This is a genomic window from bacterium, assembly GCA_024226335.1.
In the GTDB taxonomy this organism is placed as follows: Bacteria; Myxococcota_A; UBA9160; order SZUA-336; family SZUA-336; genus JAAELY01.
Window position 1 is genome coordinate 17238 of sequence record JAAELY010000355.1, and the last position, 15169, is coordinate 32406.

Consider the following 15169-nt stretch of genomic DNA (forward strand, 5'->3'; position numbering starts at 1 on the left):
GATGGTGGCGAAGGTCCTGTTGCGCCTGCTCTCCAGCGTCGATGCGGATTTCGACAGCGAGTTCGCGACGCTCATCGAGCGCCGCACGATCGACGAGAACCGCATTCAGGACGCCGTGGCGAAGATCATCGCAGATGTGCGTCAACGCGGTGATGACGCGGTGCTCGATGCCATAGAGCGTTTCGACGGCTACCGCCTCAGAGCCGATCAACTGGAGCTGGGCCGCGAGGAGATCGATGCTGGGGCGGCGCAGCTCCCGGATCCCGAGCGCCAGGCTCTGGCCGATGCCGCGGCCCGTGTCGAGCGATTTCATCGCGAACAGGCGCCCAGGTCCTGGACCCGGAAAGACGCCGGTGAAACACTCGGCCAGCTGATCCGACCCGTGGACAGCGCCGCTATCTACATTCCCGGGGGCACCGCCCCGCTGGCCTCGAGTGTCTTGATGGTCGGAATCCCCGCGCGTGTCGCGGGAGTCGAAGAGCGCGTCATGACCAGCCCTGGCCAGACTCTGCCACCGGCGGTTCTGGAAGCGGCGCGACTCGCGGCTGTGACGCGGCTGTTCCGCATGGGTGGAGTGCAAGCCGTCGCGGCTCTCGCCTACGGCACCCAGAGTGTGCCGCGGGTCGACAAGATCGTGGGGCCGGGCAACGCCTACGTCCAGGAAGCCAAGCGTCAGGTGTTCGGGCAGGTGGGGATCGACGCCGAAGCCGGACCCAGCGAAGTCTTCGTGGTCGCCGAGTCCGGTGCGGACGCGAATCTGCTCGCAGCCGATCTTCTGGCCCAGGCCGAACACGACCCGATGTCGAGCGTGGTCCTCGCAACTCCGGACTCCGATCTCGCGAGGGAAGTGGTCGCCGCGGTGGGTCGGCAGATCGGCTCGCTCGCCCGGGCCGAGATCGCGCGTACCTCGCTTACGGATCGAGGTGCCGTGATCGTATGTCGCGATCTGGAGGAGGCCGTCGATCTGGCCAATCGCTACGCCGCCGAGCATCTGCAACTCTTCGTCAGCGACGGCAATCGTTGGCTGCCCCGGGTGCGAAACGCCGGCGCGGTCTTCGTCGGTCCCTATAGTCCCGTTCCGCTCGGGGACTACATCGCAGGCCCGAGCCACACACTGCCGACCGGCGGGACCGCTCGCTTCTTTTCCGTGCTCGGGGTCGACGATTTCATCAAGCGCATGAGCCTGATCGAGTTTGACGCAGCCGCGCTGGCCCGCGTCGCACCCGCAGCCGCGCTGCTCGCCGACCTCGAAGGGCTCGACGCACACGCCCGGGCGTTGCGCGCCCGCGCCGAGCCCGGCGGTGATCCGGAGTCCAAGGGCTGATGTCCTCAATCTCGAGACAGAAAACCGCCTGGAAGCCAGAATCAGGAGCCGTTCGATGAGTGCCGACAACCCATCGCGAGAGGGAAGCATCACCCGCAAGACGCGCGAGACCGACATCCAGATAGATCTGCAGCTCGACGGTAGCGGTGATGCGCAGATCAACACGGGGATGCCGTTTTTTGACCACCTTCTGGACTCGTTCACCCGCCACGGGTTGTTCGATCTGAAGGTGCGAGCCAAGGGCGACCTCGAAGTCGACCAGCACCACACGGTCGAAGACGTGGGAATCGTGCTCGGTCAAGCGCTCCGCGAAGCTCTTGGCGACGCTGCTGGTCTGCGCCGCTTCGGGTCCTCCCGCATTCCCATGGCCGATGCGCGCGTCAGTGTGGACCTGGATCTGTCGAATCGTGCCTACCTTGTTTACCGCGTGGACCTGCGGCGCAACAAGGTAGGGGAGTTTGACGCGTCTCTGGTCGAGGACTTTCTGTACGCGTTCTGTATGAACGCCGGCATCGATCTGCACGTCGAGTGCGCCTACGGGCACAACGTGCATCACATCGTTGAGGGTGTGTTCAAAGCTCTGGGCCGCGCACTCGACGAAGCCACCGCATTGGATCCGCGCATCAAGGGTGCACTCTCGACCAAAGGCTCTCTATGAGTTCGTCCCCCGATGAGATCCTTGTCGTTGACTATGGGATGGGGAATCTGCGCAACGTCGCCCGCGCCATCGAGCGCGTGGGTGGGCGCGCGCGCGTTACGCGCGATCCCGATACCTTGCGCAGCGCCGATCGGCTCGTCGTTCCCGGCGTTGGCGCTTGTGGCGATGCGATGCAGAAGCTGCACGCGGCCGGTCTCGTGCAAGCGATTCGGGAATACGTGCGTTCCGGACGCATGTTCCTCGGGATCTGCCTCGGCATGCAACTGCTCCTGGAAACGGCGGAGGAGGGAGACTGCGATTGCCTGGGCCTGATCCCGGGTCGGGTCGCCGCGTTCCCAGAAGACATCCAACTCGCAGTACCGCATATGGGTTGGAACCTCGTGAAACCCGAAACCGAGCATCCCGTGATCCGCGGGGGCTATTTCTATTTCGTACACGGATATCGGGCGAATCAGGTCCCATCCGAGTACTGGCTCGCGCGAACCAGCTACGGAGAGGAATTTCCTTCGGCCATTGGCTTTCGCAACTGTGTCGGTGTGCAGTTCCATCCCGAAAAGAGCCAACACGAAGGAGTTGCTCTCCTGGAGCGGTTCTGTGAGTGGTCGGTATGAGCAGCCCGACTGCGAGGCTCCTTCTTGCAAGGGGGCTTGTCGGCCTGTGCGCGCTGCTCTTGTTCGGCGCCTGCGCCAAGCCCGTTACCGTGCACACGTTCGACCCGTCGCGAGCCTACGCGGTGAACAGAATCGGCATCATGCCGGTGGAGATCGCGCCGACACCGTCTGGCGGGGAGCTGCGCGTGGACGAGGACGGGAGCCGTGTGGTCGCTTCGCGTCTGGTCGAGGCCCTCACGATCTGGAGCGGCATTCCCTTTGCGCCACCGGAAGCTCTGGCTCATTGGCTCAAGGCCGATCTGGATTCCCGACAGCCCAGGTGTCCAGCCGGCGGAGACCCGCTCTGCAGCTCGAGGGCTCTCGCCTCGGCGTTTGGCGTCGATGCGCTGCTCTTCGTCAACTTGCAGCGCTATCGCGCGCGAGTGGGTTCGAGAGCTTCGGCACGGCGGCCGGCTGCGGTCTGGTTCGATCTCGAACTGCGGACTCCGGACGGTGTGTTGCTCTGGCGCGGGATCTACGATGAAACACAACGGGGGTTGAGTGAGGACCTCGGTTCCTTCCAGCGCGCCTACCAGCGACGCTTTCGCTGGGTGTCCGCCGAAACTCTTGCAAGCTACGGATCGGGAGAACTCGTTCGACAACTCGCTGCGGAGATCCGCCAGTGGAGGTAATCCCCGCAATCGATCTGCGTGCCGGGCGCGTCGTCAACCTGGTTCAAGGCGACTACGAGCGCGAGACGGTCTTCTCGGACGACGCCGCTGAAACTGCCCGCAGCTTCGTGGCCGCAGGAGCGACACGCATTCACGTGGTCGATCTGGACGCCGCGAGAGATGGCGGCGAAGGCAATCAGAATGCGATCGACGCGATCGTGAGTGCGGCCGGCGGCGTCCCCGTTCAGGTGGGTGGAGGCGTGCGCAGTGCAGAGCGCGTGGCATCCGTGCTCGGTCGGGGTCTGCAACGCGTGATCATCGGAACCGCTGCGCTCGAACAACCGGAGCTTCTGCGCGAGGTTGCCGAACAGTACCCGGATCGCATCGTGCTCGGAGTAGATGCGCGGGACGGCCGCATCGCCGTCCACGGTTGGATGGAGACCAGCGAGGTCACACCTCTGGAACTGCTCACGCGCTACGCGGGATCGCCTCTGGGTGCGGTCTTGCACACCGATATTGCGCTCGACGGCATGATGCAGGGACCGAACATCGCGGCGACCGAACAGCTCGCGCGTGCGACGAAATTCTCGGTGATCGCATCGGGTGGAGTCAGCTGTACCGAAGACCTGTTGGAACTCGCGCGCACGCGCGTGATCGCCGGTGCGATCGTCGGCCGGGCGATCTACACAGGTGCGCTGGATCTCGCCGATGCAATCCAGCGGGTCGGGGCGTGCTGACCAAACGCATCATCCCGTGTCTGGACGTAAAGGAAGGGCGCGTGGTGAAGGGCGTCCAGTTTGTCGACCTGGTCGATGCGGGTGATCCAGTTGAGGTCGCCGCGGCTTATGACGCACAGGGTGCGGATGAGCTCTGCTTTCTGGATATCAACGCCACCCACGAGAATCGCGGCACCATGCTCGGCCTGGTCGCGCAGGTAGCCGATCGCATCGCGATCCCTTTTTCGGTGGGCGGAGGCGTGAGTTCGCTCGACGACGTGCGCGCCCTGCTCGCCGCCGGGGCCGACAAGGTCTCGTTGAATAGTGCTGCGCTACAGCGCCCGGAACTGGTCAGCGAAACCGCTGAGCGCCTGGGTTCGGCCAATCTGATCGTGGCGATCGATGCCCGGCGGCGCGCAGTGGGCGATCCATCCAAGGGTTGGGAGGTCTATTCACACGGAGGCCGCCGGCCGACCGGGGTCGATGCGCTCGAGTGGGCTGTTCTCATGGAGAAATCCGGCTGCGGCGAGATTCTGCTCACCAGCATGGATCGCGACGGAACCGGCGACGGCTACGATTTGCCGCTAACGCGGGCCATCAGCGATGCGCTGCGCATCCCCGTGATCGCCTCGGGCGGCGCGGGCACCCTCGAGCACCTGCGCGAAGGACTGGATGATGCGCCGGGCGGTGGGGCTGCCTCAGCGGTACTGGCAGCCAGCATTTTCCATTTCGGAACCTTCTCGATCGCCCAGGCCAAGGCTCATCTGGCCGCTTCCGGGATCCTGGTCCGACCCGTCATCGAAGCCCCCTGAACGTTTCGCTGGCGCCAACGGCATGCACAGGCCAGAATAGGGCCTCTGGTCCGACCATTTGCTGATTCCAGCCATATGTGGCCAGTCGTATATTGCGCAGCCCAAAACACTTGTGCTAGTTTCCTATTTCGCAGTACGGACTGTAAACCACTGAATTTCAAAGGTTTTTCCAGCGATCCCACTCTGACTCCACGCACAGCGAGGACCCTCCCGGCCCGTTCGAAGCGCTGGCCCCTGCAGAACTCGGCAGGTTTTTTGACGCGGGCATGGGACGAGGCGAAAGTCGATTTCACCTCACTCTCCACAGCGTGTGAAGCATCAGATTCCCGCGAGACCGAGCCTGGAAAGCCCGCGACAAGACTTCATAAAGATCCATTCGCAATAAGACTCAGAGAGGAAAACGCTCTGCCTGGTATCAAACTAAAAGAGAACGAGTCCTTCGAGATCGCGCTCAAGCGCTTCAAGAAGCAGTGTGAAAAGGCGGGTCTGATGTATGAGCTTCGCAAGCGCGAGCACTATGAGAAGCCCAGCGTCCGCCGCAAGAAGAAGGCGCTGGCCGCACGAAAGCGGGCATTGAAGAAGCTGCGAACACAGAACTGATTTATTCGGGGCCCGGAGCGTAGAGCTCCGGGCCCCGTTTCGTTCAAGCTGGTCCGAGAGAGCGAGCGGCCACCCAAGGGTGCTGCCAGAGGGCGCAGGTCAGTTAGTGGGACGGATTCCGGACAGTGTTGTAGACGAGGTGCGCGAGCGAGCTGACATCGTTTCGATGGTCGGTCGCTACGTGACCTTAAAGAAGCAGGGTCCCCGACACTGGGGCCTCTGTCCCTTCCACGACGAAAAGACTCCGTCCTTCCAGGTCCACGAAGACAAGCAGATTTTCTACTGCTTCGGATGCGGCGCCGGTGGGGACGTCTTCGCGTTTCGCATTCGCCACGACGGTCTCGATTTTCCAGATGCAGTTCGCCTGCTCGCCCGCGAATACGGTGTGACCGTACCCGAGACTGGCGGCGGTTCGGAGAGCCGCTCGACCGAGCTTTATCAAGCGAATGAGATCGCGTCGGGTTTCTTCCGCGACATGCTTCGAGGTCCCGACGGTGCTGCGGCTCGCCGCTATCTGGAAGAGCGCGGTGTGCCCGAAGATCTGATCGAGCGTTTTGCGATCGGGCTTGCACCCGCTCGCTGGGATGGTCTGGTTTCGAAACTCAACCGAAACGACCCGATGCTGAGGGCCGCCGAGCAGGTCGGTCTGATCGGAAAGCGCCAGACGGGGGACGGTCACTACGATCGTTTCCGAGGGCGTATCGTATTTCCAATCACCGAGCCGGGCGGCAATACGCTGGGTTTTGGCGGCCGGCTTCTGGGCGACGGTGACGGTCCCAAGTACTTGAACTCGCCCGAGAGTCCGGTCTACCACAAGAGTCGTGTGCTCTTCGGTCTTCCTCTCGCACTCGACGCGATCCGTGAAGCGGGTCGAGTCGTCGTCGTTGAGGGCTACTTCGATCTGATCGCTTTGCACCGTGCCGGTATCCGCAACGGCGTGGCGCCCTGCGGTACTGCGCTGGGTCGGGATCATGCCAGGCGGATTCGCCGCTACACGAACGAAGTCGTCTTGTTGTTTGACGGCGACGAAGCCGGACAGAAAGCGGCGGAACGTTGCCTAGGCTCCTTGCTCAGTGAAGGTCTGCGCGTGCGCGCAGCTTTCCTGCCGACGGGTGAGGATCCCGACACTCTGCTCGTGAACAAAGGTGCGGCCGCCTTGCGCGATTGTGTGGAGGCTGCCAGACCTCTACTCGATCACCTGATCGAGCATGCGCTCGAAGGCGTTGCGCACCACGCCTGGGACACGGCCGACGCGACGCGCAAGGTCGAAGCATATCTGCATGCAGTTGCCGATCCGGTTGAGCGTGCCCACTACATCCGTCAGTTCTCGAGCTATCTCGAACTGAGCCCGGACGTCGTCCAGAAAAGCGTCAGAAGTGCAGCGACTACTGCTGGAAGAGGCAACCGACTCCAATCAGAAGCAGCTTCGACGCAATCTTCGCGCAATTTGCGACCCCTACGGGTCGGTCAGACCACTAAATTGATACTGGGTGCCCTGGGTGCGTTCCCGCATCTGTTGTCCTTGTTGGAAGATCTCGAACCCGGCTGGTTGCCGGATGAGCAAGATCGATTCCTGCTGGAACAGCTTGCGACCGCGTTGCGGGAACACGGCCAGACCGGAATAGCGCAGTTGCTATCACCGGTCGGGGATGCACTCAGTGAAGAGCTGAAGGCGACGTTGTCGCGGATCATTGCCGAGCAGCCGCTCGCGGATTCCAAGACGGCCGAGCGCACGGTCAAGGACTGTGTGGCCCGGCTGGGAATTCAAGCGCTGGACAGGCGATCCCACGAGCTGACGGCTCTGCTGCAAACCTGCACGGACGAGCGAGAGCTCGACGCGATGCTGGAGGAAAAGCAAGAAACAGTGGCCCGGAAGCACAGGCTTGCGAGTGAGTTGTTGACTCAGCCGCTCTCGAGCAAGACGCTTCCGAGCAAGCATCCTCCGAACAAGCAGGTTCCGCAGCTCTGAAAACCCGTTCCCGATCGTTATTTACCAAGGAGTCACCCCCCCATGGCCCGCACAAACACTCCGAAGAGTGCTTCCCCGAAAGGGAAGACTCGCGGCACGGCCGCTCGTACTGCGAAGACAACGCGTAGTACCAGCAAGCCGCGCGCAGCCAAGAAGACGACTGTGAAGACGACCGCCAAGGCCGCCTCCAAGCCGGTAGGCAAGGCCTCCACAAAGACCGCTGTGGCCGCCAAATCAAACGGCGCCAACGGTGCAAACGGCACAAACAACGGCAGACAGCTCAATGGCGTCCAGTTGAGTCTCAGACAGCTCCTGCGCAAGGGCAAGGAAGCGGGTCGAGTCGAAGGTGCGGATGTTCTGCACGCTCTGCCGGATCACATCAAAGGTTCGCCTCAGAAGCTCGAAGCCGTGGTCGGAATGTTCCGTCGCCACTGCGTCACGATCAACGCATGGACTCCTCCCATCGCAACTCGCAAGCCGGAGCCTCGGCGCCGCGCCGCGGGTGATGAATTCGACGGTTATCGTTCCAACGATCCCGTGCGTGTATACCTGCGTGAGATGGGCCAGGTCTCGCTGCTGACGCGCGAGGGTGAGGTTGAGATCGCCAAGCGAATTGAAGCGGGCGAGAACGATGCACTCGGCGAAATTCTCAAGTCGCCGGTCGCCGTTGAAGCACTACTCGCCATGGGCGATCTGATCCGCGCGGGCAAGCGCGAGGTCAAGGACCTGTTCCCTCCGGTCACCGAGGGTGATGCGGAGAACCACGACGACAAGCGCAAGAAGCTGCTGTCGGCGCTCACGCAGTTGCGTCGATCGCAGTCCGATATCTCCAAGCGTCAGCGCGTACTCGCGAATCCGCGCACCGGCAAGGAGGCTCGTGAGCGCACGCAGAGCGAAATCAACGAGATCCGCCTGAAGCACGGCGCGCGCATTCGAGCGACCGGCATTCACAAGAACGCAATCTACGGTCTTTCACTGCATATCGAGCATTTTGTCGAGGCGATCGAGGAGCAACGTCAGGTCCTTCGCCGGTTGCTCAAGCCCTATCGATTGACCGATGTTGTCGAGTTCGCTGAGTTGGCCAAGCAGTCAAAGCGCCGCTCGGTGCCCGGGCGGAAAGCACTCGCGGACCTCGGTGCAGACCCCGAAGCCATCGAGGCCACCCATCTCGAGATCCAGGCTGCGGAGAAGCACATCACCAAGATTGAAACGGACGCGCACTGCTCGCGAGATGAAGCTCGCAAGTCGCTGGTCGATCTGGAAGCCGCGCTGGAGCGCGCCAAGCACGCCAAAAGCGAACTTGTCGAAGCCAATCTTCGCCTGGTCGTATCGATCGCCAAGAAGTACACGAACCGCGGCCTGCAATTTCTGGATCTGATCCAAGAAGGCAACATCGGTCTGATGAAGGCCGTCGACAAGTTCGAGTACCAGCGCGGTTACAAGTTCTCCACATACGCCACCTGGTGGATTCGCCAGGCCATCACGCGCGCAATTGCGGATCAGGCGCGCACGATCCGCATTCCGGTCCATATGATCGAGACCATGAACAAGCTCGTGCGGGCTCAGCGCTACCTGGTCCAGAAGCTCGGTCGCGAGCCTGCACCCATCGAGATAGCTGCCGAAATGGACATGACTCTGGAGAAGGTCCAGATGGTGTTGAAGATCGCTAAAGAGCCGATCTCACTCGAAACGCCGATCGGCGAAGACGAGGACAGCCATCTGGGGGACTTCCTCGAGGACAAGAAGATGCCCTCGATCTCGGACGAGGTCATTCAGCGCAACCTCGCCTCGCACACGCGTCGGGTGCTCTCCACGCTGACGCCTCGCGAAGAGAAGGTGCTGAAGATGCGCTTTGGAATCGGGGAGCGCGCCAACCACACCCTGGAAGAAGTCGGCCAGGATTTCGAGGTCACCCGCGAGCGCATCCGCCAGATCGAGGCCAAAGCGTTGCGCAAACTCCGCCACCCGAGTCGCGCTCGCGTACTCCGGGCATTCGTGGAGTAGTCCCCACAAACGACTTTCTTCGCGTTACGTTTCGCGCTCCCGGGGCACTACAGAGATGTAGGTTCTGTTCCAGGAGTCTCCTCCTTCATGCCGAAACGCAACGCAAGTCCAAATACAGCTCATCGGCCCAGTTTCCTGCACCTCCTCCGAAGCGCGAAGAAGGTGGGGAGTGTCGATTCTCGCGAGGTACTGGAGACTCTTCCAGAGGCTACCCTGCGTTCTGCTGAGAAGATGGCCCGTGTTGCAGCCCTATTTCGGCGCCAGGGCGTGGCCGTTCGGGCCTGGCCCAAGCGCACCGCAGTGCGCGGCCCCGCCGATCCGGATAGAGCACCCTCCGTCGATCCGGTCGCGACCTATATGCGCGAGATCGTTCGTGTTCCCCTGCTGACCCGCGAACAAGAGGTCGAGCTGGCCAAGCGTATCGAAGCGGCCGAGGACGGGGAACTGATCTGCATTCTCGAGTCACCGCTCGCCGTCGTCGAGCTACTTGACCTGGCAGATCAGATCCGGTCCGGCGAGCAAGAGGTGAGAAGCCTCTTTCCGTACTGGGGAGATCGCGACGGGGAAGACGACGCACTGCGTAAACCGCTACTTGCCGCCTTCACACAGCTTCGGCGCGCTCAGCTCCATGAAGCTCGAGGGGGGGCGGAGCTCGCGAGAAATGCATCTACGCATGCGCAGCGCTTCAGCACACTCGGCATTCAGAAAGACCTCGTAAGTCTGATCTCGCGCCGACTGAGCCGAATTGTGGAACAAGACCCACGAGCCCAGAGCTCTGTCGACGCGTTGCGTTTCGCGCATGAGCGCGCGACCGCAGTGAAGGCCGAGTTGATCGAAGCCAATCTGCGGCTGGTCGTTTCCGTGGCCCGGAGGTACACGAATCGTGGCATGGGCCTCCTGGATTTGATTCAGGAAGGCAATCTGGGTGTGATAAAGGCGGTCGACAAATTCGAGTACCGCCGCGGCTACAAGTTCTCCACGTACGCCACCTGGTGGATTCGCCAGTCGATCACGCGCGCGCTCGCCGACCAGGCGCGTACGATCCGCATTCCCGTACACATGATCGAGATCATGAACAAGATTCGGCGCGCACAGAGCGACTTCCTCCACAGACTCGGACGCGAAGCGACGGAACAGGAGATGGCCGATCAGTTGGAGCTTCCGCTGGAAAAGGTTCGGATAGCTCTGAGAATCGCAAAAGAGCCGATCTCTTTGGAAACTCCGGTCGGAGAAGGTGGCGACGGCCAGTTGAGAGATCTCGTCGAGGATCATACTTCGCCCCGAACGGGTGACGAGCTGATCGAACGGGACCTCACCGCTCAGACGCGGCACATACTGTCGACCCTCGCACCGCGCGAAGAGGCCGTGTTGCGTATGCGCTTCGGCATCGGGACATCCAGCGATCACACCCTGGACGAAGTCGGTAAGAGTTTCTCTGTAACTCGCGAGCGAATCCGCCAGATAGAAGCGAAAGCGCTCAGCCGACTGAGACATCCCAGGAGAGCCAAGGTGCTTCGCCCATTCATGGACTGAGAATCGTCCCGCAAAGCCCATCGTGTCGCGCGGCGCTCATGACGTTCCCGAACTCCGAAGGCGAGAATGAACGCATCTCCGGCGTTCTCGTGTGTACGGATTCGCGACGTCGGGTTCCAGAGTCGAACTTCCGTCCATGGATGCAAACCACCCGACTCGTTCGATCCCGATTTCCCTTCTGTGCCTCGTACTCGGTTCTGTATGGCTGGGTGCGTGTAACACGCGATTGCTCGACGTCTCCCCACCGCTGGATCTCTGGCAACCGGCCATGGCGCCATCCGATCCAGCCCAGCTTCGGGTTGAACCGGCGAACATCGTCGCGTCCATGGGCGAGAGTGCTCGCCTGACTCTCGCGGGTCGTGCCATCGCAGGTGCGAGTTGTCTGTATACGGGCGGAGTGATCGGTACTCTCCCCACCATAGAGATCAAGTCACCTCTTCAGCCCGGACCCATCGACATCCTGTGTCACAACGGCGAGTTGAATGCACACGCTCAGGTGACTTTCGTGGAAACCGCAGAGCTTCCTGTGACGGATCCCTACGCCGGTGGCGTGGCGCTGTTCAAACTGCGGCGCTTGAAGCGCTATCTCGATTCACCAGAAGGAACGCAGAAACTCGGCCACTACGGGCTCGATTCCAAACTGCGGCGGCTGGGTGCCTGGGTGATGCCCGCCTTCCCCTTTGATCGCAGTGGAATGCGCGACTACGTAGGCATCGACCGCTGGGTCGCAATCGAGTTCCCCGAGGGCGTGAACTACTATCAGGCAGTCGAGTTACTGCGTGGCGATCGCGAAATCGAACACGAGAGCTACACGCCCCTGGATGTCTCATTCGTACGCGTCGAGAAGACACAGAGCTGGCCAACTGAACTCGTACGTCCCACGCGAGAGGCCCGTGCGCCCGTGCGTGGCAGCACGAAGTACAGTCGCATCATGGACGTGGATTACAGTGACTCGGCGAGCTGGGATTTGCGCGCGCTCGGTGCTCCGGAAGCGTGGACGCGCGGCCAGGGGGCCGGAGTGCGTATCGGTGTGGTCGATAGCGGCGTCGACATCAACCACGCAGCTCTCGTGCCGAATCTGGTGAGTCGCGCTACTGAGCGGATGGGCCAGGACATCGACGGCAACGGCATTCCCGGTGACGAACACGGGGCCAATCTGGCGCACCTGGCGATCTCGCGTGTCGATGGCAAACCGCGGATCGCTCTCGGACTCGTCAACGATCTATCCGACTGGGACGGGGCTCTGAGTGGTCGCCCCGGCAAGCATTGGGGGCACGGCACGAAGGTCGCCTCGCTGGCGCTTGGAGCCGGTGGAATGGGTCACCGCCTCGGTACGGCACCGCGCGCGGAACTCCTGGTCGTCGACGTGCAGGAGAACCTGCGCCGTAGCCGGAGTTCGCTGGGTGACGTCGATCCGCGCATGCGAGAGTCCGGCTCAAAGGCCGGGGAGTTGCGCTCTCCGCTGTGGTCGCGAGCAGCCGGAATCGTGTACGCCACCGCCGAGCACGCGCGCGTGATCACCTGTGCCTGGGCGAGTGACAAACCCAGTTGGATTCTGCACGACGCTCTGCTCTACGCGGAAGACAACTGTGCCGTACCGGTGTGTGCAGCCAGCACGGCCGGTGAATACCCGGGCAAGTGGCGGCGCAACTGGTTGAAGAGCCTGCCAGAACCCGATACCGGTGCGGTCTACGACTCCTGGAGCGGTGTGATTTCCAAAGACTTCTACCGTCGGCCATTGCGCGCGACGCTAGTGGTGGATTCGCTCGACGGCGACTTCGATTCCGCGGATCCGGATCTCGCAGTTCTGACGAATCAAGGGGGTCACCATCTACAGGCTGCGGTCTCGACTCCGCGCAACGACGCTTCGCCCACAACGGATCGCCGCACGGGAGTGTTCTCGGGACCCGACGCCGCTGCGGGTCTGACCGCAGGTGCGGCCGCGTTGATCACCGGCTTGCGACCTGACCTGGAACCCTGGGCGATCAGCGCCGCCCTGCGCCGCGGGGTGGATTCGCGCGGCCAGCTTTCGATCCCCGCCGCGCTCACGATTGCCGATCAGGAGCCCCACGGCCCCTGCGAGGCGATCACGATGCGCGAAGAGATCCGGGTTGCGGATCCGTGGTGGAAGCGCGTAAAGGTGAAGGCTTCGATGAGACAGCCGGGGGACCGGGACGAGGATTCGCCACCCGCCAGTCCCGATCGCTAGTCCGCCAGCCAGGCCACGCGCAGACTTCTCAGGGTCGGTCCAAGGGTTCCTTTAGCAATAGTGCCCGCGCCCGGCTGAGGTTCCTGCGAGCGTCGGCAAAATCTGCGCGCAACGCGACTGCGCGCTCGAACTCGCCAAGTGCCTCGCGCAACTGTCCGCGACTGGCCAACGCCACGCCGAGCTGGTTGTGTGCCTCGGGAAGTTCGGGGTCCAGACGCACCGCCTCTCGGAAATGAGCGAGTGCTTCTTTCGGATTACCGCGCTGTCGAAGTGCAATTCCCAGGTTGTTATGCAAGAGGGCATCATCGGGTGTCTGCACGAGGATCTGTCGATACTGCGCAATCGCTTCGTCCACGCGGCCTTTTAGATGCAAGAGGCCAGCGACGTTGGTGCGAAATTTGGCGTCCTGCGGATCGATCTTCGAAGCTGCGATGAAGTGTGAGAGCGCCTCGTCGAGTCGTCCGCCCAGCCTCGTGACGATGCCGAGGTTGTTGTGGATGACTGCGTTGTCGCTCGTGACCTCGAGAGTGTGCGTGTAGAGCGAAACGCTATTGCGCCAGCGCACGGCCTGGGCCTGGGTCTGCCAGCCCCAGTACAGTGCGAGTGCCACGCTGGAGATCACCGCAATCTGGCGGCCGCGCGGGCTGTCGCGTAGAACATCGACGGCTCCCCAGGTGATCGCGATCAGAAGACCGATGATCGGCACGTACATGTATCGATCCGCCATCGAGTGCGCGTCTGCGCCGTTTGCGACGATGCCGATTACCGGAACCAGGCTGCCGACGAACCAGAGCCAGCCCACAATCAAGTACCGGCGGCGATGTAGCATCAGGACTGCGAGGGAGATCGCGAGCAATAACAGCGCACACCCGAGCACCTGCCAAGCTGCCCACATACCGGGAAGATTGGGGTAGAGCGGCGCCAGGTCGACGGGCCATAGCGTCTTGGCGATATAGCGCAGATAGGCGGTCAGTGCGGTGGAGACCCGATGCGCCAGTGGCAGGGTCTGAGTGTCGGCCACGCCGCGTTGCACCAATAAGGTCAGCAGTGAAAACACCGCGACCAGCAGGAACATGGGCAGTTTCTCGACGACCAGAGAACGCAATCGACCGGGCCAGAGCGCGTCCCAGTCGAAGCGCTGCAGTGGCCAGTAGTCGAGCAGCAAGAGCAGCATCGGCATGGTGACCAGCATCGGCTTGGCCATCAACCCGAGGGCCAGACACGCAATCGAAGCCGCATACCAGCCGCGCCCCTCCGTCTTCGCGTAGCGCACATAACTGATCATGCCGAGCAACCAGAAGGCGGTGCTGAGAACGTTCTTGCGCTCGGCCACCCAGGCCACCGACTCCACCTGTAGCGGGTGCAGCGCGAATGCGAGCGACACGAAGAGCGAACGCCAGAAACTGCCGGTGGCACTGCGCAGGAGCAGCAGCAGCAGCCCGCCGTTGAGGACGTGAAGCCCGAGGCTGGTCACGTGAGCTCCACCCGCACCCTCGGCGCCAAATACCTGGCTGTCCAGCATATGCGAGAGCCAGGTCAGCGGATGCCAGAGGGCCATGGTGTCGGTGGTGAACGCCCAGCTCAATCCCTGCCAGGTGAGGCCGGCCCGTACCTGGGCGTTCTCGACGACGTACGCCCAGTCGTCCCAGTGGACGAACTCGTAATTCCACACTCCCCAGTAGGCCCCGACGGTCGCGACAACCAGGACCAACACGGCCAGAAGCTCGTGGGCTGCACTGCGACGCACCGGAGTCTTTTCGAGCTCGCCCAACCCTGGAACTCCCGCAAGCGCGTCGGCCGCGCTGATCTGGCACCCTCTAAACGCCAATCAGGATCCGCCTTCCGCACACTAGCGTCAACGCCGCCTCGCCCCGCTCCAAGCCCGAATTGGACGCTGCCCCGCTTCTTCGTTTCCCCCGAAACCCACCGGAATCCAGGGGAAAACCACCGGGCCAGCGGAGTTGCCTCGTTCCGGAGCGAGCCCTATGCTGCCTCTCTTCCTACGTCGGGGCGTAGCGCAGCCTGGTAGCGCGCTTGCTTCGGGAGCAAGAGGTCCCCGGTTCGAATCCGGGCGCCCCGACCA

The 15169-nt window shown here is 62.5% G+C and carries 12 protein-coding genes and 1 tRNA gene; 12 read left to right on the forward strand and 1 reads right to left on the reverse strand.

Annotation, left to right across the window (positions count from 1 at the left end; genetic code table 11):
- Nucleotide 1 precedes the first annotated feature (1 nt).
- From hisD to GY725_18550, 11 genes are all read left to right on the forward strand, one after another.
- Nucleotides 2-1324: a histidinol dehydrogenase gene (gene hisD / locus GY725_18500; protein MCP4006179.1), complete on the forward strand. Its 1323-nt coding sequence runs from the start codon at nucleotides 2-4 to the stop codon at nucleotides 1322-1324.
- Between the two features lie 55 nt (nucleotides 1325-1379).
- Entirely contained in the window at nucleotides 1380-1982 is a 603-nt protein-coding gene (gene hisB, locus GY725_18505) for an imidazoleglycerol-phosphate dehydratase HisB (GenBank protein ID MCP4006180.1), read from the forward strand.
- Entirely contained in the window at nucleotides 1979-2593 is a 615-nt protein-coding gene (gene hisH, locus GY725_18510; GenBank protein MCP4006181.1) for an imidazole glycerol phosphate synthase subunit HisH, read from the forward strand. The genes hisB and hisH overlap by 4 nt, the downstream gene beginning before the upstream one ends.
- Entirely contained in the window at nucleotides 2590-3264 is a 675-nt protein-coding gene (locus GY725_18515) for a hypothetical protein (protein MCP4006182.1), read from the forward strand. The genes hisH and GY725_18515 overlap by 4 nt, the downstream gene beginning before the upstream one ends.
- A complete protein-coding gene (gene hisA / locus GY725_18520; GenBank protein MCP4006183.1) occupies nucleotides 3255-3980 on the forward strand; it encodes a 1-(5-phosphoribosyl)-5-[(5-phosphoribosylamino)methylideneamino]imidazole-4-carboxamide isomerase in 726 nt (241 codons plus the stop codon). Before GY725_18515 ends, hisA begins: the two co-directional genes overlap by 10 nt.
- On the forward strand, nucleotides 3974-4771 hold the full coding sequence (gene hisF / locus GY725_18525) for an imidazole glycerol phosphate synthase subunit HisF (GenBank protein ID MCP4006184.1): 798 nt from the start codon (nucleotides 3974-3976) through the stop codon (nucleotides 4769-4771). The genes hisA and hisF overlap by 7 nt, the downstream gene beginning before the upstream one ends.
- A 405-nt stretch (nucleotides 4772-5176) precedes the next feature.
- Nucleotides 5177-5371: a 30S ribosomal protein S21 gene (locus GY725_18530; GenBank protein ID MCP4006185.1), complete on the forward strand. Its 195-nt coding sequence runs from the start codon at nucleotides 5177-5179 to the stop codon at nucleotides 5369-5371.
- Between the two features lie 139 nt (nucleotides 5372-5510).
- Nucleotides 5511-7340: a DNA primase gene (locus tag GY725_18535; GenBank protein ID MCP4006186.1), complete on the forward strand. Its 1830-nt coding sequence runs from the start codon at nucleotides 5511-5513 to the stop codon at nucleotides 7338-7340.
- Between the two features lie 162 nt (nucleotides 7341-7502).
- A complete protein-coding gene (gene rpoD / locus GY725_18540; GenBank protein ID MCP4006187.1) occupies nucleotides 7503-9344 on the forward strand; it encodes an RNA polymerase sigma factor RpoD in 1842 nt (613 codons plus the stop codon).
- A gap of 357 nt (nucleotides 9345-9701) precedes the next feature.
- The gene (locus tag GY725_18545) at nucleotides 9702-10877 is read left to right on the forward strand and encodes a sigma-70 family RNA polymerase sigma factor (protein ID MCP4006188.1); all 1176 of its coding nucleotides are present in this window, start codon (nucleotides 9702-9704) and stop codon (nucleotides 10875-10877) included.
- Nucleotides 10878-11013: 136 nt separating this feature from the next.
- A complete protein-coding gene (locus GY725_18550) occupies nucleotides 11014-13086 on the forward strand; it encodes a S8 family serine peptidase (GenBank protein MCP4006189.1) in 2073 nt (690 codons plus the stop codon).
- Between the two features lie 28 nt (nucleotides 13087-13114).
- Here GY725_18550 and GY725_18555 read toward each other — a convergent pair whose 3' ends face one another.
- On the reverse strand, nucleotides 13115-14857 hold the full coding sequence (locus GY725_18555) for a tetratricopeptide repeat protein (protein ID MCP4006190.1): 1743 nt from the start codon (nucleotides 14855-14857) through the stop codon (nucleotides 13115-13117).
- Between the two features lie 235 nt (nucleotides 14858-15092).
- On the opposite strand from GY725_18555, the gene GY725_18560 reads away from it, so the two are divergent.
- A tRNA-Pro gene (locus GY725_18560) sits at nucleotides 15093-15169 on the forward strand.

Coding starts and splice junctions, on each gene's coding strand:
- hisD (MCP4006179.1), top strand. CDS start 2: ATGGTGGCGAAGGTCCTGTTGCGCCTGCTCTCCAGCGTCGATGCGGAT.
- hisB (MCP4006180.1), top strand. CDS start 1,380: ATGAGTGCCGACAACCCATCGCGAGAGGGAAGCATCACCCGCAAGACG.
- hisH (MCP4006181.1), top strand. CDS start 1,979: ATGAGTTCGTCCCCCGATGAGATCCTTGTCGTTGACTATGGGATGGGG.
- GY725_18515 (MCP4006182.1), top strand. CDS start 2,590: ATGAGCAGCCCGACTGCGAGGCTCCTTCTTGCAAGGGGGCTTGTCGGC.
- GY725_18545 (MCP4006188.1), top strand. CDS start 9,702: ATGCGCGAGATCGTTCGTGTTCCCCTGCTGACCCGCGAACAAGAGGTC.
- GY725_18550 (MCP4006189.1), top strand. CDS start 11,014: ATGGATGCAAACCACCCGACTCGTTCGATCCCGATTTCCCTTCTGTGC.